Origin of the sequence: Streptomyces sp. NPDC005805 (genome assembly GCF_040630445.1) — a bacterium.
GTDB lineage: Bacteria > Actinomycetota > Actinomycetes > Streptomycetales > Streptomycetaceae > Streptomyces.
The window spans coordinates 59453-82514 of the sequence record NZ_JBEXXN010000029.1; the positions used below are offsets into that span (position 1 = coordinate 59453).

The 23062-nt window shown below is 72.6% G+C and carries 18 protein-coding genes; 7 read left to right on the forward strand and 11 right to left on the reverse strand.

Annotated features, from left to right (window positions below):
* The first annotated feature begins 192 nt into the window (after window positions 1–192).
* The 4 genes from ABZ457_RS17995 (at window position 193) to ABZ457_RS18010 (ending at window position 4938) form a co-directional block, all read left to right on the forward strand.
* The gene (locus ABZ457_RS17995) at window positions 193–1515 is read left to right on the forward strand and encodes a PhoH family protein (RefSeq protein ID WP_359158540.1); all 1323 of its coding nucleotides are present in this window, start codon (window positions 193–195) and stop codon (window positions 1513–1515) included.
* Window positions 1516–1945: 430 nt separating this feature from the next.
* Complete coding sequence (locus ABZ457_RS18000) at window positions 1946–2647, forward strand: transglycosylase SLT domain-containing protein (protein WP_018845716.1); 702 nt, start codon at window positions 1946–1948, stop codon at window positions 2645–2647.
* 192 nt (window positions 2648–2839) lie between these two features.
* Window positions 2840–4183, forward strand: coding sequence for an AI-2E family transporter (locus ABZ457_RS18005; RefSeq protein ID WP_359158558.1), 1344 nt, complete (start codon window positions 2840–2842; stop codon window positions 4181–4183).
* Complete coding sequence (locus ABZ457_RS18010; protein ID WP_359158541.1) at window positions 4180–4938, forward strand: hypothetical protein; 759 nt, start codon at window positions 4180–4182, stop codon at window positions 4936–4938. The genes ABZ457_RS18005 and ABZ457_RS18010 overlap by 4 nt, the downstream gene beginning before the upstream one ends.
* A 73-nt stretch (window positions 4939–5011) precedes the next feature.
* Here the strand turns inward: ABZ457_RS18010 and ABZ457_RS18015 are convergent, their stop codons facing one another.
* Window positions 5012–5545, reverse strand: a complete 534-nt coding sequence (locus tag ABZ457_RS18015; RefSeq protein WP_359158542.1) for an alkyl hydroperoxide reductase — start codon at window positions 5543–5545, stop codon at window positions 5012–5014.
* Window positions 5546–5547: 2 nt separating this feature from the next.
* Complete coding sequence (locus tag ABZ457_RS18020; protein WP_359158543.1) at window positions 5548–6102, reverse strand: peroxiredoxin; 555 nt, start codon at window positions 6100–6102, stop codon at window positions 5548–5550.
* 142 nt (window positions 6103–6244) lie between these two features.
* Here ABZ457_RS18020 and ABZ457_RS18025 point away from each other — a divergent pair, with 142 nt between their 5' ends.
* Window positions 6245–7177, forward strand: coding sequence for a LysR substrate-binding domain-containing protein (locus tag ABZ457_RS18025; protein WP_359158559.1), 933 nt, complete (start codon window positions 6245–6247; stop codon window positions 7175–7177).
* A gap of 96 nt (window positions 7178–7273) precedes the next feature.
* Here ABZ457_RS18025 and ABZ457_RS18030 read toward each other — a convergent pair whose 3' ends face one another.
* The 5 genes from ABZ457_RS18030 to ABZ457_RS18050 form a co-directional block, all read right to left on the reverse strand.
* Complete coding sequence (locus ABZ457_RS18030; RefSeq protein WP_359158544.1) at window positions 7274–9658, reverse strand: ABC transporter permease; 2385 nt, start codon at window positions 9656–9658, stop codon at window positions 7274–7276.
* Window positions 9655–10341, reverse strand: a complete 687-nt coding sequence (locus tag ABZ457_RS18035) for an ABC transporter ATP-binding protein (protein WP_359158545.1) — start codon at window positions 10339–10341, stop codon at window positions 9655–9657. Before ABZ457_RS18035 ends, ABZ457_RS18030 begins: the two co-directional genes overlap by 4 nt.
* Complete coding sequence (locus tag ABZ457_RS18040; protein ID WP_359158546.1) at window positions 10338–10862, reverse strand: PadR family transcriptional regulator; 525 nt, start codon at window positions 10860–10862, stop codon at window positions 10338–10340. The genes ABZ457_RS18035 and ABZ457_RS18040 overlap by 4 nt, the downstream gene beginning before the upstream one ends.
* Window positions 10863–11075: 213 nt before the next feature.
* On the reverse strand, window positions 11076–11330 hold the full coding sequence (locus ABZ457_RS18045; protein ID WP_359158547.1) for a hypothetical protein: 255 nt from the start codon (window positions 11328–11330) through the stop codon (window positions 11076–11078).
* A complete protein-coding gene (locus tag ABZ457_RS18050) occupies window positions 11327–12292 on the reverse strand; it encodes an SPFH domain-containing protein (protein WP_359158548.1) in 966 nt (321 codons plus the stop codon). The genes ABZ457_RS18045 and ABZ457_RS18050 overlap by 4 nt, the downstream gene beginning before the upstream one ends.
* Before the next feature lie 290 nt (window positions 12293–12582).
* On the opposite strand from ABZ457_RS18050, the gene ABZ457_RS18055 reads away from it, so the two are divergent.
* Window positions 12583–14814 (forward strand): transglycosylase domain-containing protein, encoded by a 2232-nt coding sequence (locus ABZ457_RS18055; RefSeq protein ID WP_359158549.1) that lies wholly within the window; start codon window positions 12583–12585, stop codon window positions 14812–14814.
* A 67-nt stretch (window positions 14815–14881) separates the two neighbouring features.
* On the opposite strand, the gene ABZ457_RS18060 is transcribed toward ABZ457_RS18055, so the two are convergent.
* The 4 genes from ABZ457_RS18060 to ABZ457_RS18075 form a co-directional block, all read right to left on the reverse strand.
* Window positions 14882–16345, reverse strand: a complete 1464-nt coding sequence (locus ABZ457_RS18060; protein WP_359158550.1) for a catalase — start codon at window positions 16343–16345, stop codon at window positions 14882–14884.
* 148 nt (window positions 16346–16493) lie between these two features.
* Window positions 16494–18392: a SpoIIE family protein phosphatase gene (locus tag ABZ457_RS18065; protein ID WP_359158551.1), complete on the reverse strand. Its 1899-nt coding sequence runs from the start codon at window positions 18390–18392 to the stop codon at window positions 16494–16496.
* A 544-nt stretch (window positions 18393–18936) separates the two neighbouring features.
* Window positions 18937–19620, reverse strand: a complete 684-nt coding sequence (locus ABZ457_RS18070; RefSeq protein ID WP_359158552.1) for a DUF402 domain-containing protein — start codon at window positions 19618–19620, stop codon at window positions 18937–18939.
* 95 nt (window positions 19621–19715) lie between these two features.
* Window positions 19716–21173: a class II fumarate hydratase gene (locus tag ABZ457_RS18075; protein WP_359158553.1), complete on the reverse strand. Its 1458-nt coding sequence runs from the start codon at window positions 21171–21173 to the stop codon at window positions 19716–19718.
* A gap of 152 nt (window positions 21174–21325) precedes the next feature.
* Here ABZ457_RS18075 and ABZ457_RS18080 point away from each other — a divergent pair, with 152 nt between their 5' ends.
* Window positions 21326–22834 (forward strand): ricin-type beta-trefoil lectin domain protein, encoded by a 1509-nt coding sequence (locus tag ABZ457_RS18080; protein WP_359158554.1) that lies wholly within the window; start codon window positions 21326–21328, stop codon window positions 22832–22834.
* Window positions 22835–23062: the final 228 nt, after the last annotated feature.

A 23062-nucleotide genomic window follows, 5' to 3' on the forward strand; every position in this document is an offset into this window, starting at 1 on the left:
CTCAGGCCCACGCGGCCGAGGTACGGACCGCACGGTCCGTGCCGCAGCGGCGGTCCGCGCCGGGGGCCTGTCCCTGGCCCGCGCGCAGAGGCCCGTCCCGGCCCGTCCGCCGCTCCGCCGGCTGGACCCATGGTCCGCGACGCCGCCGTCCGGCGCCGCGCCCCGACCTCGTCCGAGGGGGTACGTCCTTCCGTGGTGAACAGCACAAAGCGCCGCCTGCCCGACAGGCGCACCTACGTTCTCGACACCAGCGTCCTGCTGGCCGACCCGCACGCCATGAGCCGCTTCGACGAGCACGAGGTCGTGCTCCCGATCGTGGTGATCACGGAGCTGGAGGCCAAGAGACACCATCCCGAACTCGGGTACTTCGCCCGGCAGGCCCTGCGCCTGCTCGACGACTTCCGCGTCCGGTACGGCCGTCTCGACGCTCCCCTCCCGATCGGCGACCTGGGCGGCAGCCTGCGTGTCGAGCTGAACCACTCCGACCCCGGCATCCTGCCCGCGGGCTTCCGGCTCGGCGACAACGACTCGCGGATCCTGGCCGTGGCCCGCAACCTCCAGGCCGAGGGGTACGACGTCACGGTCGTCTCCAAGGACCTGCCGCTGCGCATCAAGGCGTCCTCGGTGGGCCTGCTCGCCGAGGAGTACCGGGCCGAGCTGGCGATCACCGACGCCGGCTGGACGGGGATGACCGAACTGTCCCTCACCGCCGAACAGGTGGACCTCCTCTACGGGGAGGAGCGGCTGTATGTGCCGGAGGCCGCCGAGCTGCCCGTGCACACGGGTCTCGTCCTCCAGTCGGAGCGCGGCAAGGCGCTCGGCCGGGTCACGCCGGACGGGAACGTGCGCCTGGTGCGCGGCGACCGGGAGGCGTTCGGCATCCACGGCCGCAGCGCCGAGCAGCGGATCGCCCTCGACCTGCTGCTGGACCCGGAGGTCGGGATCGTCTCCCTCGGCGGCCGGGCCGGCACCGGCAAGTCGGCCCTCGCGCTCTGCGCCGGTCTGGAGGCGGTGCTGGAGCGGCGGCAGCACCAGAAGGTGATGGTCTTCCGGCCGCTGTACGCGGTGGGCGGGCAGGAGCTGGGCTATCTGCCGGGCACCGAGGCCGAGAAGATGAGCCCCTGGGCGCAGGCGGTGTTCGACACCCTCTCGGCGGTCGCCGGGCGGGAGGTCATCGAAGAGGTCCTGGGGCGCGGGATGCTGGAGGTCCTGCCGCTGACCCATATCCGCGGCCGGTCCCTGCACGACGCGTTCGTCATCGTCGACGAGGCCCAGTCGCTGGAGCGGAACGTCCTGCTGACCGTTCTGTCCCGGGTCGGGGCGAATTCCCGGGTCGTCCTCACCCACGACGTGGCCCAGCGGGACAACCTCCGGGTGGGCCGGTACGACGGAGTCGTGGCCGTGGTCGAGAAACTGAAGGGGCATCCGCTGTTCGCCCATGTCACGCTCACCCGGTCGGAGCGTTCGCAGATCGCCGCCCTGGTGACCGAAATGCTGGAGGACGGGCACGTCTGACTGATTCGTCCCTGAGGTGGCATCAGGGATTCTCCCGGCAACCGGGACATAGCAGTTGGCGCCGTCCGGCAAAGCGCAAGAGCGTAGCCGGGCGGCGCCGTGCTGCGCGGTATTTCCTCGAAAACCCCTGGGCCAAACGGGGTGTGACCTTTCCCACGCAACGAATAATTGCCTTGCGCTGTCGGCGTCCGGCAGAGTCTTGCTTCCGTCAGGCCCCGCATGCGACACAACCGCACCACCCGTGGTGCACAGCAACACACAACTCAAGACTTGCCGTCGCATGCCGCCCGCGAGCACAATGCGGCAACTCCGGAAAGGAGTTGCCCACCGGGCCCGCGCCTCCCGTGACCCATGCAGTGTGGAGGCCAGTGCCAGGGGCACGATTGCGTCCGCGAGGTCACCCGGGTGGGCGCTGCTGGAAGGAAACCGTGTGAGCCGGATCTCGGTCCGGGGATTCGCCGTCGCCTCCGCGACAGCGGTCACCACCGTCGGCGCCGTCGTCGGCGTCGCGTCGGGCGGCACCCAGCCCGCTGGGGACAACCTCGAAGCGGCCGCCGCCGACACGACGCTCCTCGCGGACATCCCCGTGGGCCAGCAGGCCCAGGTGCAGTTCTCGTCACTGACGCAGCAGGCCGACGCACAGGCCGCCGCCGCGGACGCCGCCGCGAAGAAGTCCGCCGAGGAGTCGGCCCGCGTCCAGGCGGCCAAGACCGCCGAGGCGAAGAAGGCCGCCGCCGTCGAGAAGGCGGAGAAGGAGAAGAAGGAGCGCGAGGAGGCCGAGGCGCGCGCCAACCGCGACTCGATCCGCTCCGCCTCCGACTTCGCCCCGCAGGCCTCGTACACCGTCGCGCAGGTCCAGGCGATGGCGCGGCAGATGATTCCCGCGGACCAGTTCCAGTGCTTCAGCAACATCGTCCAGCGCGAGTCCACCTGGAACTACCAGGCGCAGAACCCGTCTTCGGGCGCGTACGGCCTCGTCCAGGCGCTGCCCGGCTCCAAGATGGCCTCGGCCGGCGCCGACTGGCGGACCAACCCCGCCACCCAGATCAAGTGGGGCCTCAACTACATGGACAGCCGCTACGGCAGCCCGTGCGGTGCCTGGTCCTTCTGGCAGGCCAACCACTGGTACTAGGCCGACCACCGGCCCTGGGCCGACCACCGGTACCGGCTTGCCCGGTCCGGCGCTCAACCTTCACGAGCCCCTCACCGTCCTACGGTGAGGGGCTCGGTGCGTGTAGCGTTCGGGGCCGAACGTCCCGGGCGGGAGCACCTCCGCGCCCCCTCCGGGGTGCAGGGGGAGAGCGGGGGCACACGAGGGAGCATGATGTCGAAGGTTCCAGGGTGGCTGGGGCGGGTGGGCTCCGGGCTCACCCGGGCGGGGGCGCGGCTGGAACAGCGCCGCAAGGAAGCCGTGGCGGACGACGACCTGCCGGACGCCCCGCCGCCCGAGGAACTGGTCCCCCCGCCGCCGTCCTACGCCCCCGATGTCGCGGCCCGGCCCGACCCGGTCGCGGCCATCCCGTGGGGCATGCGCGTGGCGGCGGAGGCCGGCTGGCGTCTGCTGGTCCTCGCCGGCACCCTCTGGGTCCTGATGCGGGTCATCAGCGCCGTCCAGCTGGTCGTCCTGGCCTTCGTCGCGGCGCTCCTCGTCACCGCCCTGCTCCAGCCCACCGTCGCCCGCCTCAAGCGGGCCGGGCTGCCGCGCGGACTGGCGACCGCGGTCACCGCCGTCCTCGGCTTCGTCATCATGGGCCTGGTCGGCTGGTTCGTGGTGTGGCAGGTCATGGAGAACCTGGACACCCTCTCCGCCCGGGTCCGGGACGGCATCGACGAGCTCAAACGCTGGCTGCTGGACAGCCCGTTCCATGTGACCGAGAGCCAGATCAACGACATCGCCCAGAACCTGAGCGACACCATCGGCACCAACACCGAGGAGATCACCTCGGCCGGCCTCCAGGGCGTGACCGTCATGGTGGAGGTCCTCACCGGCATGCTGCTGGCGATGTTCTCCACCCTCTTCCTGCTCCACGACGGGCGGCGCATCTGGGAGTGGAGCCTCAAGCTGGTGCCCGCCCAGGCGCGGGCGGGTGTCGCCGGGGCCGGGCCGCGGGCCTGGCGGACCCTGACCGCCTATGTGCGGGGCACGGTGCTGGTCGCCCTGATCGACGCGGTCTTCATCGGGCTCGGGATCTGGTTCCTGGACGTGCCCATGGCCGTGCCGCTGGCCGTGTTCATCTTCCTCTTCGCGTTCATCCCGCTCGTCGGCGCGGTGATCTCCGGTGCCCTCGCGGTGGTCGTCGCGCTGGTCACCCAGGGCGTGTTCACCGCGCTGATGGTGCTGGTCGTGGTGCTCGCGGTGCAGCAGATCGAGGGGCACGTCCTCCAGCCGTTCATCCTCGGCCGGGCGGTGCGCGTGCATCCCCTGGCGGTCGTCCTCGCCGTCGCGGCGGGCGGGCTGACCGCGGGCATCGGCGGCGCGGTGGTCGCGGTGCCGCTGGTGGCCGTCACCAACACCGTCGTCGGCTATCTGCGCGCGTACAGCCAGGAGCAGGCGCTGCGCGGTTCACCGCCCCCGCACGGCGCGACGGCCCTGGCCACCGCGCCGACCCCCGCGCCCTCGGCAGGGCCCTCGGCGCCCCGATCCGGCACCGAGGAGGGGCAGCAGTGATCTCCGAACCCGAACTGGTGGGTGAGCACGGCTTCGACGGCCCCGGCCGGACCGTCCCCGGGCAGCCAGGCGGCGGCCACGGCCCCGACACGGTCTCCGGCGAGGACCCCGTCCCGGGCAACGGACCCGGCGGCCGCCGCCGCGGCTGGCTGTGGGCGCTGGGCGGCGCGCTGGCCGCGTCGGCCGTCTGGGCGGGCGGACTGTACGCGTACGGACAGCAGAAGCCGGACCTGGGCGGATACCGCGACACGGCGAAGATCTGCGAGAAGGAGGACTTCACCTCGCTCAAGGGCGTGCTGGGCAGACCGGAGGAAGTGACCTCGCCCGAGGTCCGCCGGCACCCCGACCTCGTCGAGACGACCTGCAACCTGTCGATGAAGCCGGAGGGCGCCGAGCCCGAGGTCGACGACGAGGGCAACGAGTACTGGTCGAACCCGGAACTCATGATCACCTACACGCTGCACCGCAAGGCCGACCCCGGGGTGGAGTTCGAGGGCCGGATCCATGTGGGGGCCCAGTACTTCCTGGAGTCGGAGGAGGCACCCCGCTCGGTCGACGGCCTCGGCGAACGCGCCCTGGTGACCAGGGACTCCACGAGCGTCAAACTGGACGTCCTCGACGGCCAGGCGACGTTCAGCCTGGCGGTCTTCACCTACGAGGGAGACATCGGCGGCGACCAGACCGTCGACACGGCCGATGTGGAGGCCCTGCTGATCGAGGACACCAGGACGCTGCTGGCCCGCCTCAAGGGCTGAGCCGCCGATGCGAAGAGCCCCCGCGGGCCGGATGTTCCGGCCCGCGGGGGCTCTTCCTCGTGCGCGGGGAGGACTACTCGGCCAGCACGGCCTCGGCGTCCAGGGTGGTGCCCACGGCCTGGATCACAGCGGCGATCTTGAACGCCTCCTGGATCGTCTCGCGGTCCACACCGGCCTTGCGCAGCACCTGCTCGTGCGAGTCGAGGCACTGGCCGCAGCCGTTGATCGCGGAGACGGCGAGCGACCACAGCTCGAAGTCGACCTTCTCCACACCCGGGTTGCCGATGACGTTCATCCGCAGACCGGCGCGCAGCGTCCCGTACTCGGGGTCCGACAGCAGGTGCCGGGTCCGGTAGAAGACGTTGTTCATCGCCATGACCGCGGCGGCCGACTTGGCGGCCGTGTACGCCTCGGGCGACAGCTTGGCCTTGGCCTCCGGCTCCAGCTCACGCAGCACCCGCGGGGAGCGGGAGGCGATCGCGCAGGCCAGGACGGTGCCCCAGAGCTGCTGCTCGGGCAGCTCGCTGTTGCCGATGACCGAGCCCAGGTTGAGGCGCAGGTCCTTGGCGTAGTCCGGGACGGCGGACTTCAGCTCGTCGAGGGCCATGCTCACTCACCGGCCAGGAGGGCGACCGGGTCCAGGGTGGTCTCGCCCTTGGTCCAGTTGCAGGGGCACAGCTCGTCGGTCTGCAGGGCGTCGAGGACCCGCAGGACCTCCTTGGGGTTACGGCCCACGGAACCGGCGGTCACCATGGTGAACTGGATCTCGTTGTTCGGGTCCACGATGAAGACGGCACGCTGCGCGAAGCCGTCCTCGCCCTCGATGCCCAGGTCCCGCATGAGCTCGTGCTTGGAGTCGGCCAGCATCGGGAAGGGCAGGTCACGCAGGTCGGCGTGGTCCTTGCGCCAGGCGTGGTGGACGAACTCGGAGTCACCGGAGAAGCCGAGGATCTGGGCGTCGCGGTCGGCGAACTCGTCGTTCAGCTTGCCGAAGGCGGCGATCTCGGTCGGGCAGACGAAGGTGAAGTCCTTGGGCCACGCGAAGACGACCTTCCACTTGCCCTCGTAGGACTTGTGGTCGATGGTCTCGAACTCCTTGCCGCTCTCCAGCGAGACGCAGGCGGTCAGCTCGAACGTGGGGAACTGGTCACCGACAGTGAGCACGCGCTCTCCTTGCGTACCGGAAGGTGCCCTTTTGGGGTCTTCCACGGGGGTTGGACGGATCTTGATAGTGGCACAGGGTGCATTGATCGCGGAAATAGCTAGACTCGGTCATCGCGATCGGAGGTACTTATCAGTGGCACAGATGAACCGGGGCAAACAGCCGAGCATTGCCCAGCTGCGCGCCTTCGCGGCCGTGGCGGAGCATCTGCACTTCCGGGACGCGGCGGCAGCGATCGGGATGAGCCAGCCCGCCCTGTCCGGCGCCGTCTCCGCGCTGGAGGAGGCACTCGGTGTCCAGCTGCTGGAGCGTACGACGCGCAGGGTGCTGCTGTCGCCCGCCGGCGAGCGCCTCGCCGTGCGCGCCAAGGCCGTCCTGGACGCGGTCGGGCTGCTGCTGGAGGAGGCCGAGGCGGTGCGCGCCCCGTTCACCGGCGTGCTGCGCCTCGGGGTGATCCCCACCGTCGCGCCCTATCTGCTGCCGGCCGTGCTGCGCCTGGTCCACCGGCGCTACCCGGAACTGGACCTCCAGGTCCACGAGGAGCAGACCTCCTCGCTGCTCGACGGGCTCACCGCGGGGCGGCTGGACCTGCTGCTGCTCGCGGTGCCGCTGGGGGTCCCGGGGGTGACCGAACTCCCGCTCTTCGACGAGGACTTCGTGCTGGTCACCCCCGAGGGCCACGAGCTGGGCGGCCGGGGCGACCTGCCGCGCGAGGCCCTGCGCGAGCTGCCGCTGCTCCTCCTCGACGAGGGCCACTGCCTGCGCGACCAGGCGCTCGACATCTGCCGGGAGGCCGGCCGCGCGGACGGGGCGCCGGTCACCACCACCGCGGCCGGGCTCGCCACCCTGGTGCAGCTCGTGGCCGGGGGCATGGGTGTGACCCTGCTGCCGCGCACCGCGGTCGAGGTGGAGGCGGGCCGGGGCGGGCTGGGCACCGCGCACTTCGCCGCGCCCACGCCGTGCCGCCGGATCGCCCTGGCGATGCGGGCGGGCACGGCACGGGCCGAGGAGTTCGCCGAGTTCGCGGGGGCCCTGCGGGAGGCGATGCGGGAGCTGCCGGTACGGGTCGCGGACTGACGGGGACGGGCGGACCGGCGGGGGCCCGGCCTCCGCGACGAGCCCACGGGACGCCGTTGCCGGGCCCGGCCCCCCCGCCCCGCCAGGGCCCCCGCGTCACTCCGTCCGCAGGCCGTCCGCCCGCATCAGCCGCCACAGGGCCGGCAGCGTCAGCAGCGTCACCCCCGCGACCACGCCCGCGCCCGCCCCCGCCAGCGGCACGAACACCCACCAGTCGGTCACCGCCTTGCCGGTCATCCGCAGCATCACCGCGCCCAGGGCCAGCCCGCCCGCGGTCGCCACCACCATGCCCAGCGCCACCGGCAGGGCGGTCTGCCACAGCACCGACCAGGCCAGCGTGGCGCGGCGCGTCCCGAAGGCGACCAGGACCGACAGCAGCCGCCGCCGCTCCCGCAACTGCTCGATCTGCGCCACCACGAGGGACGCGGCGATCAGCGCCAGCGTCCCGCAGGCCCCGGCCAGCAGACCCCGCTGCACGCTCGCGTACCGCTGGTCCCGGTCGGCGTCGGCGGCCTCGCGCACGGCGAGCAGGGGGCTCAGCCGGGCCGCCGTGTTGCGGACGTGCTCGGCCGCGTCCGGGACCCCGTCGTCGAGGTGCACCTGCGCGACCGTCCGCGCGTCCGGCAGCGCGGCCGGGTCCATCGGGCCCGCCGCCCCCGAGCCCCCCGCGTTTGCCCCCGTGAGCGCGCCGGGTGTCACGAAGATGCCGAAGAGCTCCTCGCCGCCCGCGTCCGGCCGGGCCGGGACGGTCGGGCTGTCCGCGGGCAGCGTCCACAGCAGCGGCTCGCGCTTCCCGTCCCGCTCGAACGGGTCGCTCAGATCGACCGCCTGCCCCTTGCGGGCGGTGCGGTCGATCCACCGGTTCAGCTCGGCGTCGCCCCGCTTGTGGACCACGAAGGCGTCGCCGTCCGAGCAGCGGGAGACCTCCGCGAGGCGTTGCAGGGTCGGGCAGGAGGCCACCACGAGGGAGGTCATCGACCGGGTCTCGTCCCCGGAGACCGGGCCGGTGCCCATGGCGCTCGCCTCGATCACCGCGGTGGCCTCCCGGACACCCGGCGTGGCGCGGAACGCCTTCTCCGCCTTGGACGCGAGACCCGGGGCCGCGTACTCGGCCTGGACGGTCATCCGCCCGGCCCAGGTCGAGTGGGAGATCAGCCGGGCGAAGTCCGCGTGCATGCCCGCGAAGAGCATCTGGAGCGCGATCGCCCCGGCGACCGCGACCGTGATGCCGCTCACCGCCCGGGCCGCCGTCCCGCCGCTGAGCTGGAGCCGCCGCACGGCGAGCTGCCACGGCAGCGGTCCGGCGCCGCCGAGCCGCCGGACCACCGCCTCGACCAGCCAGGGCAGCAGCGTGGACAGCCCCAGCAGCACCAGGATCGCGCCCGCCGCGATGGGGAAGGTGTCCACCGCCCCGCCCGGCGTCACCCGGCCGATCGCCAGCAGCACCCCGAGGCCCGCCAGCGGTATCGCCAGCCGCCACCACAGCCGCCGCCGCACCGGCGCCGACCCCCGTACGACGCCCAGCGGTTCGACCGTCACCGAACGCATCGCGACCAGGGTCGTCACCACCGCGCAGAGCGGCACGGCGAGCAGCACCAGGGCCGCGAGCCACGGCGCCGGGACCACGTCGTGCGGGAAGGCGCCCAGATCCCACAGCCGCACCGAACCGGCGAACCGCCGGCTCACCGCGAACACCCCGGCCCCCACGGCCAGTCCGAGCAGCGAGCCGAGCAGCGCCTCACCGGCCGCGATCCGGCGGGTGGCGCGGACGTCCGCGCCGGTCAGCCGCAGGGCCGCGAGCCGCTGGTCGCGGCGTTCGCCGCCGAAGCGCGCCGCGGTCGCGAGGAAGACGGCCACCGGGACCAGCAGCACCACGCAGATCAGCACGATCAGCACGACGAGCGGGGCGTCCACCAGGTCGTGCGGCCGGCCGGTGCCGTAACCGGCCGTGCGGGTGCCGCCGTTGGCGGTCGTCAGGGTGTCGCTGCCCGCGTAGTAGCGCAGATCGTGCGGGTCGTGCAGGCCCTCGTCACCGATGGTGCCCGCCACCCGGGCGCCGAGACGTTCCTTCAGCAGGGCGCCGCCGGGGGAGGCGAGCAGTTCGCCGAGCGCGGGGGAGACGAACATCTCGCCCGCGGCGGGCATCCGTTCCAGCCCGGGCGGCAGCACGGGCCGGGTGCCGTCGGCGCGCAGCAGCTCCCCGGCGACGGGGTCGCCCCGGTACTCGGTGCGGGCCTCCAGGTGCACCACGGTCCGGTCCGAGCGCTGCGCGGGCTCCGCGCTGTACCAGTCGGAGGCGGTCCGCGCCGCCTCCCGGGCCTCGCGGGCCGCCATGATCTGCGGGACGGAGGCCGCGAGGAGCAGCAGCGCGACGCCCAGACCGGTGCCGAGGGCGGTCAGCGCGGTCCGCGTCAGCCCTTCACGTCCGCCGCCGAGGGCGAACCGGGCGCCGAGGGCGAGTTCATGGAGCAGCCGTCTCATCGGGCGAACTCCGGGTCGCGGGAGCGGCCGTCGCGGATGACGACCTCGCGGTCGGACCAGGCCGCGACCCGGGTCTCGTGGGTGACGAGGACGACCGCGGTGTTCCGCTCGCGCGCCGCCCCGGTGAGCAGTTCCATCACGCGTTCGCCGTTGAGCGAGTCCAGCGCGCCGGTCGGCTCGTCGGCGAAGAGCACCCGCGGCGAGGTGACCAGCGCCCGGGCGACCGCGACCCGCTGGCCCTGGCCGCCGGAGATCTCCCCGGGCCGCTTGCGGGCCAGGTCGGCGGTCTCCAGCCGCTCCAGCCACTCGGTGGCCGTCCGCTCGGCGTCCTTGCGCCGGGCCCCGCCGAGCCGCAGCGGCAGGGCCACGTTCTCCACACAGGTCAGCTCCGGGACCAGCCGGCCGAACTGGAAGACGAAGCCGAACTCGCTGCGCCGCAGCGCGCTGCGGCCGGCGTCACCGAGGGCGGCGAGATCGCGCCCGTCGTAGCGGACGGAGCCCGCGTCGGGTGCCACGATCCCGGCGAGGCAGTGCAGCAGGGTCGACTTGCCGGAGCCGGAGGGGCCCATCACGGCCACCACCTCGCCCGGGTGGACGGAGAACGAGACCCCGTCCAGGGCGGTGGTCGGGCCGAAGGACTTGCGCAGGTCCTCGGCGGCGAGCAGGGAGCCGTCGGGGATCACGCGCGCACCTGCGCGGCGAGCTGGTCCAGGCGGGCGGCGGTCAGCTCCAGCCAGCGCAGGTCCGCCTCCAGGTGGAAGAGCGCGTGGTCGCAGATGAGCTGGTCGGCGAGGTCGCCCCGGCGCTTGCGGTCGGTAAGCGCGCGCATCAGGCGCAGATGCTCCGCGCGCTGGGTGTCGAGGAGTTCGGCCGCGCTGCGGCCGGTGAGCAGCGCGAGGACGACCTTGGTGTAGAGCGTGGACTGGAGGTAGGGCTCGGGTTTCTCGGGCTCGGCGAGCCAGCGGGACACATCGGTGATCCCGGCGTCGGTGATCGCGTACCGCTTGCGTTCGGGGCCGCCGCCCGCCTCTATGCCGTCGACCTCGACGAGGCCGTGCTTCAGGAGGCGGGACATGGTCGAGTAGACCTGGCCGTAGTGCAGGGGGCGGTCCTGCCCGAAGCGTTCGTCGAAGGCGCGCTTGAGGTCGTAGCCGTGGCGGGGGCCGGCTTCGAGCAGGGCGAGAAGGGTGTGGCCGATGGACATGGCGGTCACCGTACACGGGGTGTATACGCGCGGTGTATAGCGGGGGTTCCCCACTTCGTCGAAGCGAGGGCCCCGGGGCCCGGGCCCCGGCCTCAGTCCGAAGCGGAGGCCCGGGGGTTCAGGGCCGAGGCGGAAGCCCCCGGGGGTTCCGCCTCGGCCCCCGGCCGAAGGGGAAGCCCCCGGGGCCCGCCCCCGGGCCCGCCCGCCCCCGCGCTATCCCGCCGCCGGGTCCCCCGTGCCCGGCGGCGGGGTGCGCGGCGGTCGGCCGCGCCGCGGCTGCGGGGAGACGTCCCTCGGCAGCCGCCCGGCCTCGGCGAGCGCCCGGCGCAGCAGGAACTCGATCTGGGCGTTGGCGCTCCGCAGTTCGTCGCCGGCCCAGCGGGCCAGCGCCTCGTACACCGCCGGGTCGAGGCGGAGCAGTACCTGCTTGCGCTCCCCGGCGGGCGGGGGAGGGGGCGGCGGGTTCACTGGTACAGCGTGCCCGTGTTGACGACCGGCTGGGCCGCGCGGTCCCCGCAGAGGACGACCAGCAGATTGGAGACCATCGCGGCCTTGCGCTCCGGGTCGAGGTCCACGATGTCGTGCTCGGTGAGCCGGGCGAGCGCCACCTCCACCATGCCGACCGCGCCGTCCACGATCTGCCGGCGCGCGGCGACGACCGCGCCCGCCTGCTGGCGCTGGAGCATCGCCGCGGCGATCTCCGGCGCGTAGGCGAGGTGCGTGAAGCGGGACTCGATGATGTGGACACCGGCCGCCTCGACCCGGGCGCGCAGCTCCACGGCGAGCTTCTCGGTGATCTCCTCGGCGTTGCCGCGCAGCGAGAGGCCGTCCTCGTCGTGGGCGTCGTACGGGTACTCGATGGCGATGTGCCGCACGGCCGCCTCGGTCTGGGTGGAGACGAACTCCAGGAAGTCGTCCACCTCGAACATGGCCTGGGCGGTGTCCTCGACCTTCCACACCACCACGGCCGCCAGCTCGATCGGGTTGCCGTAGGCGTCGTTGACCTTGAGGACGGCGGTCTCGTGGTTGCGCACCCGGGTGGAGATCCTGGCGCGGGAGGTGAGCGGGTTGACCCAGCGCAGTCCGTCGGTGCGGATGGTGCCCCGGTAGCGGCCGAAGAGCTGGACGACGCGGGCCTCGCCCGGCGCCACCATGTTCAGCCCGCACATCGCGAGGAAGGCGAGGACCGACACCAGGATGCCGCCGGTGATCAGTACCGCCTTGCCGCCCGCGGACTCCACCGGGACGGCGGCCAGGACCATCGCCACCCCGCCCGCGAGCCCCAGCAGACCGAGCAGCAGGGCGAGCCCGCCCCCGATGCTGTGCGCCGCGAACTCCCGCACCCGGGGCGCGGGCATCTGCGGCGCGTCGGCGAGTGCCGCCTCCGTCACGGTCGTGTACGGCCTTGCCACCTGGTCGTCTGTGCTCATGTCCCACTCCCCGTATGTGATCGTCCGGACGCCCCGGGCGCCCGGACACTGTCTAGCAAAGTGATAGCACTTTAGCGCCCGCGGCAACCCTGCGCACCCCTCGTGAGTCGGTTCCATGGGAAGGGGTGCTGATTCTCACGTCCGGAAAAGGTCGGATCGAATCCCCTTTGTCTGCACCACCGGTGTTACCTTTCTGAGCTGATTCGGGGCCCGGCGCCCCGGCGGGACTGACGACCGCGAAGACGACCACGGACACGACCGGCGACACGGAAGAGCGGAGCGGCGACACGATGGGCCGAGCGGAAGAGCGGCAGGCTCGGCAGCGCGATGCGCGCCGGGCCGGGCGGAGCGGACGCGGCGGCATACGCCGCTTCTTCACCTGGCGGAAGATGCTGGGCACCTTCTTCGGGCTCTGCCTGCTGGCGATGGGCGCCTTCTTCGTCGTCTACCTGCTGGTGCCGGTCCCCAAGGCCAACGCCGAGGCCGAGATGCAGAGCAACGTCTACAAGTACAGCGACGGCTCGATCCTCGGCCGCACCGGCGACGTCAACCGCGAGATCGTCGGGCTCGACGAGATCCCCAAGGACGTCCAGTACTCCTTCGTCGCCGCGGAGAACAAGACCTTCTTCCAGGACTCCGGCGTCGACTTCAAGGGCACCCTGCGCGGGCTGAAGAACACCCTCAGCGGCCAGGGCAAGCAGGGCGGCTCGACCATCACCCAGCAGTACGTCAAGAACTACTACCTGGACCAGGACCAGACGGTCACCCGCAAGCTCAAGGAACTGGTGATCTCCCTCAAGGTCGACCAGAAGAAGAGCAAGTCCGAGATCCTCGCCGGGTACATGAACACCAGCTACTACGGCCGCGGCGCCTACGGCATCCAGGCCGCCGCCCAGGCGTACTACCGCGTGGACGCCGAGAAGCTCACCGTCGAGCAGGGCGCCTACCTCGCCGCCCTCCTCCAGGCCCCGAGCCAGTACGACTGGGCCGTGGCCTCCAAGGACGGCAAGGCGCTGGTGAAGGAGCGCTGGAACTACGTCCTCGACAACATGGTCGAGGAGGACTGGCTGGACGCGGGCAAGCGGGCCGGGATGACCTTCCCGGTGCCCAAGGAGCCCCGCCCCGCGCCCGGTATGCAGGGCCAGACCGGCTACCTGGTCGACGCGGCGAAGAAGGAGCTGGCCCGTCAGGGCCTCACCGAGGCGGACCTCGACGCCGGCGGCTGGACCATCACGCTCAACATCGACAAGAAGCGCCAGAAGGCCCTGGAGAACGCCGTCCAGGAGAAGCTGGAGGACGAGCTCGACCGCGAGGGCAGCAAGGTCGACGCCACCGTCCAGGCGGGCGCCACCTCGGTCGACCCGAAGACCGGCAAGGTCGTCGCCCTGTACGGCGGCACGGACTATGTGAAGCACTACATCAGCAACGCGACCCGTCGCGACTACCAGCCCGCCTCCACCTTCAAGCCCGTGGTGTTCGCCTCCGCCCTGGAGAACGAGTCCACCACCCAGAAGGGCTCCCCGATCGGCCTGAACACGGTCTACGACGGCACCAGCCGCCGTCCCGTCGTCGGCAGCGACACCCCCTTCGCCCCGCAGAACGACCTCGGCCGCAGCCACGGCCCGGTCAGCGTGCAGACCTCCCTCAACCGGTCCATCAACTCCGCCTTCGCGCAGATGGCGGTGGACGTCGGCCTCGACAAGGTGAAGAAGACCGCCCTGGAACTGGGCGTCCCGGACGTCAACTTCCCCGAGCGCCCGGCCATCTCCCTCGGTGTGATGGGCGCCTCCACCATGGACATGGCGGGGGTCTACGCGACCCTCGACAACCACGGCAAGAAGATCACGCCCGCGGTGGTCGCCAAGGCCGAGCACAAGGACCGCACCGTCGAGCTGGCGGACCCGGTCGGCGGCCAGGCCGTCAGCCGGGAGACCGCGGACACGGTGACCTCCGGCCTCACCGGTGTGGTGCGCAACGGCTCCGGCGTCGCCGCGGCCGGCCCGTACCAGGCGGCGGGCAAGACCGGCACCTCCGAGCAGAACCGTTCGGCCTGGTACGCCGGCTACACCCCCGAACTGACCACGGTGGTCGCCCTCTTCGGCGAGAAGGCGGACGGCACCGGTCAGGTCAGCCTCACCGGCACGGCCAACTCCGGCCGCGCCAACGGCGGCGGCTTCCCGGCCCGGATCTGGGGCGCCTACACGACCGACGCGCTGAACGGCGGCTCCGACGCCCGCTTCGACCTGGAGGTGGCCGAGCCCGCGAGCCCCGAGCCCGACCCCTCGCCCTCCAAGTCCGAGTCCCCGGACCCGACGCCCAGCGAGAGCGAGTCGGAGTCCGAGTCACCCGACCCCTCGCCCTCCAAGTCGGAGTCCACGTCCCCGGACCCGACCCCGAGCGACCCGACCAGCAAGCCGCCGCTCCCGTCCCCGTCCGGTGGAGGCACCTTCTCCCCGCCGGTGGAGCCGGACGACGACACCGACCCGGTCCGCCCGCAGAGCGGGTTCCTCCGGGAGGACTGAGCACGGCACACGGGAAGGGGCGCCCCCGAGGGGACGCCCCTTCCCGTGTGCGGGCGGTGGGTCGGCGTCAGCCGCCGTTGACCTTCTTGGCGACCGTGTCGCCGAGGTTCTTGTCCACGTTCCGCCAGTACTGCAGCGCCCGTTCCAGCACCGGCCGGCTCACCCCGTCCAGGAGATGGCCGCTGATGTTGGAGGCGAGCCGCTCGCGCTGGGCGTCGTCGAGGACCTCGCGCACCATGGTGCCCGCCTGCCCGAAGTCGTCGTCGTCCCGGTGCTTCAACGCCGCCTCGCGCACCATCTCGCCCGCCGTCGCCCAGCCCGCCGGCTCCCCGAAGCGCGCCACATCGGCCGCCGGACCGCCGTAGGAGTTCGGCGCGTACGGGCGGGACGCGTACGAGGGCTCGTAGCGCATCGCGCCGTCCTTCGCGTACGAGTTGATCGCCGAACGCGGCCGGTTGGGCGGCAGCTGCGTGTAGTTCGCGCCGATCCGGTACCGGTGGGTGTCCGGGTACGAGAAGAGCCGGCCCAGCAGCATCTTGTCCGGCGACGGGCCGATGCCCCGGACCATGTTCGACGGCTCGAAGGCGGCCTGCTCGATGTGGATGAAGTAGTCCTCGGGGTTGGTGTCGAGGACCATCCGGCCGACGTCGATCAGGGGGTAGTCGCCGTGCGGCCACACCTTCGTCAGGTCGAAGGGGTTGAAGCGGTAGTCCGGCGCGTCGTCGAACGGCATGATCTGGACCTTCAGGGTCCAGGAGGGCCCGTTCCCGGACTCGATCGCCTCGAACAGGTCGCGGCGGTGCAGGTCGGGGTCGGTGCCGGCGGCCTCGTCGGCCTCCTCCTGGGTGAGGAAGTCGATGCCCTGGTCGGTCTTGAAGTGGTACTTCACCCAGAACCGCTCGCCGCCCTCGTTGATCCACATATAGGTGTGCGAGCCATAGCCGTTCATGTGCCGGTAGGTCTTCGGGATGCCCCGGTCGCCCATCAGCCAGGTGACCTGGTGGGCCGACTCCGGGGAGAGGGTCCAGAAGTCCCACTGCATGTCGTGGTCGCGCAGCCCGGTGACCGGGTGGCGCTTCTGGGACCGGATGAAGTCCTGGAACTTGATCGTGTCGCGCACGAAGAAGACCGGGGTGTTGTTGCCGACCAGGTCGTAGTTGCCCTGCTCGGTGTAGAACTTCAGCGCGAAGCCCCGGGGGTCGCGCCAGGTGTCGGGGGAGCCCTGCTCACCCGCGACCGTGGAGAAGCGGGCCAGCATGTCGGTGCGGCGGCCCGGCTGGAAGAGGTCGGCCTTGGTGAACTGGCTGACGTCGTTGGTGACTTCGAAGAAGCCGTAGGCACCCGAGCCCTTGGCGTGCACCACCCGCTCGGGGACCCGTTCACGGTTGAACTGGGCCATCTTCTCGATCAGGTAGTGGTCCTGGAGCAGGATCGGACCGTCCGGTCCCACGGTCAGGGAATGCTCGTCGCTCTCGACCGGGATACCGGAGTTGCTGGTGGTGAAGGGTGCCCTGGGGGGTGACTCGGACACGAGCGTCCTCCCGTCGATCTGGGGTTTGTGGTCGCTTCGGCCGTGTGCCCCAGTGAACTCCTACGACACCCCTCCGGCAACATTTGGATGGAATCCGGACTTGTACCGCATATGAGCGGGGTCGCTCGACGGGTCGGCTCGGGGAGTGTCAGCCCCGGGTGGGCAGCTCGAACCAGACGACCTTGCCCGTGGAGAGCCGGGTCGCGCCCCAGCGACGGGCCAGCCGGTTCACCAGGAACAGACCGCGGCCGCCCTCGTCGGTGTCCCGGGCACGGCGCTGCCGCGGCAGTTGCGGGGAGTCGTCGCCGACCTCGCAGCGCAGCACGTCGGTCCGCAGCAGCCGCAGCATCACCGGCCGCTCCGCGTACCGCACGGCATTGGTGACGACCTCGCTGACCAGCAGTTCCACCGAGTCCGAGAGGTCCGCCAGGCCCCAGCGCTCCAGGGCGCGGCGGGCCAGGCGGCGGGCGCGGCCGGGGGCCGCGTCCTCCGGCTCCAGGAACCAGTAGGCGACGTCACTCGGCGCGATCCCGTCGAAACGGGCCGCGAGCAGGGCGATGTCGTCGTCCCGGTCGCCGGGGCCGAGCATGTCGAGCACGTCGTCGCAGAGGGCCTCCAGCGGCGGCGAGTGGTCCGGGCCGGTGAGCTGGGCGGTCGCGGCCAGGCGCTCCCGCAGCTGCTCGATCCCGGTCCACACGTCCCGCAGCCGGGACTCGACCAGACCGTCCGTATAGAGGAGGAGGGTCGCGCCCGCCGGGGCGTCCAGCTCGACGGCCTCGAAGTCCACCCCGCCGACGCCGATGGGCGCGCCGGGCGGCACCCGCAGCACCTCGGCCCGGCCGCCCAGGTGCAGCAGGATGGGCGGCGGATGGCCCGCGTTGGCGATGGTGATGCGGTGCGAGACCGGGTCGTACACCGCGTACAGGCAGGTGGCCATGCGGTCGGTGCCCAGGCGCTGGGCCTGCTCGTCCAGGTGGTGCAGGACCTCCTGGGGCGGCAGGTCGAGACCGGCGAGGGTCTGCGCGGTGGTGCGGAGCTGGCCCATGATCGCGGCGGAGGTCATGGAGTGGCCCATGACGTCGCCGACCACCAGCGCGACCCGGCTGCCGGGCAGCGGGATCGCGTCGTACCAGTCCCCGCCGACCCGGGCGGTCTCGGCCGCCGGGAGGTAGCGGGAGGCGAGGCGGACGCCGGTGGGCTGGGGGAGCGAGTCGGGGAGCATGGTCCGCTGGAGCTCGTCCGCGATGTACGCCTCGCGGCCGTAGAGGACGGCCTTGTCGATGCCCAGGGCGGTGTGGGTGGCGAGCTGGGCCGCGACCAGGAGGTCGTTGGGCTCGAAGGCGGGCCGGTCCGGGCGGCGCAGGAAGACGGCGGCGCCGATGACCCGGCGGCGGCCGCGCAGCGGGGCGAGTATCGCCCGGTGCCCGCTGGGCACGCTCCGCCCGTCGCCGAGCAGTTCGGGCAGGGCGGCGCGGGCGGCTGCCGAGTCGCCGAAGACCGGGCGCACCCCGCGCAGCACCTCGGAGAGCGCGCCGCCCGAGCGGACCTCGCACAGTTCGGCGGCCGGGGCCAGGTCCGTGCCGGGGTCGAGGACCGGGATCAGCGCGCCGGAACCGGAGCCGGCGGCCTCGGCGCCGCCCTCCTCGGCGGAGCGCAGGCGGTCGCTGCGCCGCAGCCGCAGTACGAACGGGGAGACGGGGCGCTCGTCGCCGACCGGCAGCGGGTCCCGCAGATAGACGAGGATCGCGTCGGCGAAGGTGGGCACGGTGGCCCGGCAGAGCCCGAGGACGATCTCGTCCAGGTCGATGCCGCGCGCGATCCGCCGGGTCGCCGCGCCCACGAAGCGCAGCCGGTCGCCCTCCCGCCGGGCGATCCCGGCGAGGTCCTGCGCCGGGGCCTGGACGGTGTGCGGCTGGGGCACGGACCCGGGGGCCGGCGCCGGACCGGCGGGCACGGACCCGGCGGCCTGCGCCCGCGGCCGGGTGCGTTCCTGCGACCGGGCAGCCAGGGGCTGCCGGCCTTCATGGGCGGTGGGGTGCTCCGTCACGCCTGGGGTTCCGTCCGTCCGTGCCGGTGGTGCGCGGTGATCGCTGGAGAGTGTCCGGCGCCGGTGCGGCGGACACCGCTGCGCGGGTGCGCCGCGAAGGGCGGGGTACCCGTCCGGGGACCGGCCCCGGCGGGACGGCGGACGTCCGGCACGGCTCGACCCCCTCTGTGCGACTCGTGCTGACTTCGGTGACTGGTACTGACGTGCGGTCTGTCCTGCGCACTCTCCCTCGTGACATGCGGCACCGCGGAGGACGATCCTACGTTTGCCCCCAGGGGGCGCATCAAGAGTCTCACGAGGTCGTACGCGCCGGAGCGCGTTCCCTGACCGGAATCGGACAGAGAGCGGCAGCGGTGGAGGCGGCAGGACCGGAGAGATCGGGCACCGCGAGGAGCGAAACGCAAATTTTCGGCCAGATCCGGTCCACGTCAACCCCGGCGCGCGCCACGTCCGCCCACCGGGGCCGGTCCGGTGCCGTGTCCGTCCGCCCACCGGGGCCGGCCCGGTGCCGTGTCCGTCCGCGCGGTTCCGGGCCGGGGAGTGCCTACGACGCCAGCCGGCGCTCCGGGACGCCCGCCGCCCAGTCCGCGGGCAGCCGCGGCACCGTCCACGACGGGTCCGGCCGCCAGTGCTCCCAGCCGGAGGAGAACGGCGCCTCCCAGGCCCGGATCGCCGCCACCGCCGCCCGCCCGGCCTCCCGCACCCGCTCCGCCTTGGCCGCGTCCATCAGCCCGACCGCCTGCGCCTGGGCGAACTCGTCCTCGTCCCGCCAGAGCCAGGTGCGGTCCGGGTAGACGGAGATGTCGAGGAAGTGGTCCTCGGAGTCCACCCCGCCGGCCCAACGGGTGCGCGGCTCCTCCAAGTTCACGTACCAGCTCTTGAACCGCCAGCCCGACTCCCAGAACAGCCAGACCGACCACGGGTCGGCGGGCCGGGCGAGCTTGAGCACCCCGGAGCCGAACCAGCGGTCCGTGGTGAGGGTCCGGGGGGCGGTGTAGCGGGTGGCGAGGGGCTCCAGATGGACGGGCGTACCGTCCGCGAGCACCGGCTTCACGCACTCGGTGCCCGGCGCCATCCACACGGCGAGCAGGTCCTCGGTGTCCTGGACGACCGTCACCGGCCGGCAGATGTGCACGGAGCAGCCGTCCAGGTCCGGGGCATGGCCGCGGTACCGCCACAGGATGTGGTCTCCCGGCGTCCAGCGTGCGATGCGTTCCGTCCCTGTCATGAGCAGATCTTAGGAGTACCCCTCGCCGGCCGCCGCGATCCCGGTCACGGGGGCGTGCCGCGCGGGCCGCCCGCCCGGGACCGGGACCGGCGCGGTCAGGGGTGGGTCATGCGCAGCACGTCCAGCGCCTCGTCCAGCTGCTCCAGGGTCAGCGCGCCCTGCTCCACATAGCCGGACTCCAGGACCACCTCGCGGATCGTCTTCCGCTCCGCGAGGGACCGCTTGGCGACCTTCGCGGCCTCCTCGTAGCCGATGTACTTGTTGAGGGGGGTGACGACGGAGGGGGAGGACTCCGCGTACTCGCGGGCGCGTTCCGCGTTGGCGGTGATGCCGTCCACGGTCCGGTCCGCGAGCAGCCGGGAGGCGTTGGCCAGCAGCCGTACCGACTCCAGCAGGTTCTTCGCCATCACCGGGAGCATCACGTTCAGCTCGAAGTTGCCCGCCGCCCCGGCCACCGCGACCGTGGTGTCGTTGCCGGTGACCTGCGCGGCGACCATCAGGACCGCCTCCGGGACCACCGGGTTCACCTTGCCGGGCATGATCGAGGAGCCGGGCTGGAGGTCGGGCAGGGCGATCTCGGCGAGACCGGTGCGCGGGCCGGAGGCCATCCAGCGCAGGTCGTTGCAGATCTTGGTGAGCGAGACCGCGATCGTGCGGAGCTGCCCCGAGGTCTCCACCAGCGCGTCCCGCGCGCCCTGGGCCTCGAAGTGGTCCCGCGCCTCGGTCAGCGGCAGCCCGGTGGTCCGCGCGACCTCGGCGATGACGGCCGCCGAGAAGCCGGGCGGGGTGTTGATGCCGGTCCCCACCGCGGTGCCGCCCAGGGGCAGTTCGGCGAGCCGGGGCAGCACCGCCCGCAGCCGCTCGATCCCGTACCGGACCTGCGCCGCGTACCCCCCGAACTCCTGGCCCAGGGTGACGGGCGTGGCGTCCATCAGGTGGGTGCGCCCCGACTTCACCACGGCCGCGAACTCGGCCGCCTTGCGCTCCAGGGAGGCCGCCAGGTGCTCCAGGGCCGGGACCAGGTCGCCGGTCACGGCGGCGGTGGCGGCGATGTGGATGGAGGAGGGGAAGACGTCGTTGGACGACTGGGAGGCGTTCACCTGGTCGTTGGGGTGGACGCCGCGGCCCAGGCGCTCGGTCGCGAGGGTGGCGATCACCTCGTTGGCGTTCATGTTGGAGGAGGTGCCGGAGCCGGTCTGGAAGACGTCGACGGGGAAGTGGGCGTCCCACCGGCCCTCGGCAACCTCCTCGGCGGCCTCCGCGATCGCCTCCCCGACCTCCTTGTCCAGTACGCCGAGCCGCGCGTTGACCACTGCGGCGGCGCCCTTGACGCGCGCCAGGGCCTCGATGTGGGCGCGCTCCAGGCGCTGGCCGGAGAGGGGGAAGTTCTCCACCGCCCGCTGGGTCTGGGCCCGCCACTTGGCGTCCGCGGGGACGTGTACCTCGCCCATGGAGTCGCGCTCGACCCGGAACGCCTCCCCACTGCCGGCGCCGGCAGCGCCCCCGGTCGTGTCGCCGTGCCTGCTGCCGTCCGCCGCCTCGGTGCCGCTCATCGCTCGTCCTTCCTCCGGCTTCCGCTCGAACGCTCGAAAAGTTGAGCAGTTGTCTTGTTCTGCGTATTCCCAACCGCGCTACCCGCCAGTAAATACCCCGGGTAACCACAACCCGCGGAGGCGCAATGAAGCGTTCAGGAACAGGACTTCGCATGCTCTCAAGAACGGTGGCGGCCGCGGTCCTCCTCGCCACCGTGCTCGGAGGGTCCGCCGCGACGGCGGCCCCGGCTCCCGCCGCGTCCGGCACCGGCCCCCGCACCGCCGCCGTCCCGCTGCCGCCCGAACTGGAGGCGATCCGCGCCGCCGAGGCCACCGCGCTCTACGGCAGCCCCGCCGAACGCCCCCTCGCCCAGCGGAAGACGGGCCTGATCTCGCTCGGCGACAGCGAGATCTCCGGCGAGGGCGTGGGCACCTACGACCCCGGCACCAACGGCCCCGACAACTGGTGCCACCGCTCCCCGGAGGCGGCCGTCCACCGCACCGGCATCGCCGCCGACGTCACCTACAACGTCTCCTGTTCCGGCGCCTCCTCGGTCAACATCCGCATCGGCGGGACGAAGCAGTACGCCGACGAACTGGTCCAGAGCGACAACCTCGCGATCAAGGCCCGCAACACCCGCATCAAGATGGTCCTGCTGGTCGCCGGGGCCAACGACGACCTCCAGTTCGGCCCGGTCATGACCGACTGCGTCACCCGCTTCATCCTGATCCAGGGCCCCTGCGAGCCGAAGTACGCGCCCGGCTGGCAGGCCCGCGTCGACGGCCTCGTCCCCAAGGTCGAGCAGACCGCGCGCGACCTGCGCACCGTGATGCGCGACGCGGGGTACGCGGACACCGACTACCGGCTCGTCCTGATGAGCTACCCGAGCCCGATCGGCCCCGACTTCCGCGACAACCCGAAGTTCCCCGGCAAGCTGATCTGCGGCGGCATGGGCTACGACTCCGACACCGTGTGGGGCCGCAACACCGCCGTCCCGGCCTTCGAACGCGGCATCCGGCAGGCGGCCCGCACCACGGGCGCGGTCTACCTGGACAACTCCCGCCTCTTCCACGGCCACGAGGTCTGCCACGAGGACGCGTGGGCGCGCGGACTCTACGTCGACCTCTCCAACCCCTTCCCGCCGGACGCCAACTCGGTCCGCCAGTCCTTCCACCCGAACGCGCGCGGGCACGCGGCCTTCGCGAGCTGCCTCACCCAGCTCTGGAACTCGGGCCTGAACGAGGCGAGCTGCGCGGACGTCGCCTCCACCGGCAGCCCGAAGCTCTTCCCGTTCGCCTGGGACGACGCCTTCCGCCCGCTGAGGTCGGCGGCGGGCCCGTGCGCGGACGTGGAGGGCGCGGTCACCCGCAACGGCACGGCGGTGCTGGGCTGGGACTGCCACGACGGCCGCAACCAGGCGTGGTGGCACGACACGTCCCGCGGCTCGGTCCACACCGCCCTCACCCAGGACCGCTGCCTGGACGTCCGGGGCGCTGACTACCGCGCGGGCGCGGGCCTGATCGTGTGGGACTGCCACGGCGGCGAGAACCAGCGCTTCGTACGGGTCGGCGACACGCTGCGCCCGGCCGGTGCGCAGTCGCTGTGCGCGACGGCGGCGGTGAAGGGGGAGGCGCTGCGGCTGCGGGCGTGCGACGGGTCGGCGGGGCAGCGCTTCGCGTAGGCGGGGCCGACTGTTCCGGCCCCCGCCGTCCGGGCTGCACCGCGCTTCGCACGGTGTCCTCAAACGCCGGACGGGCTGGATTCTCAGCCTCGCCGGAGACCTTCCAGCCTCGCCGGCGTTTGAGGCGCGGGGGTCCGGGGGGTTGTCCAGTGTGAGTGGTACGAGCCGACGCCCCATGAAGGCTGTTCCTCACCTCTCTGATCTGCCGCAGCACTCGGTGCGGCAGAT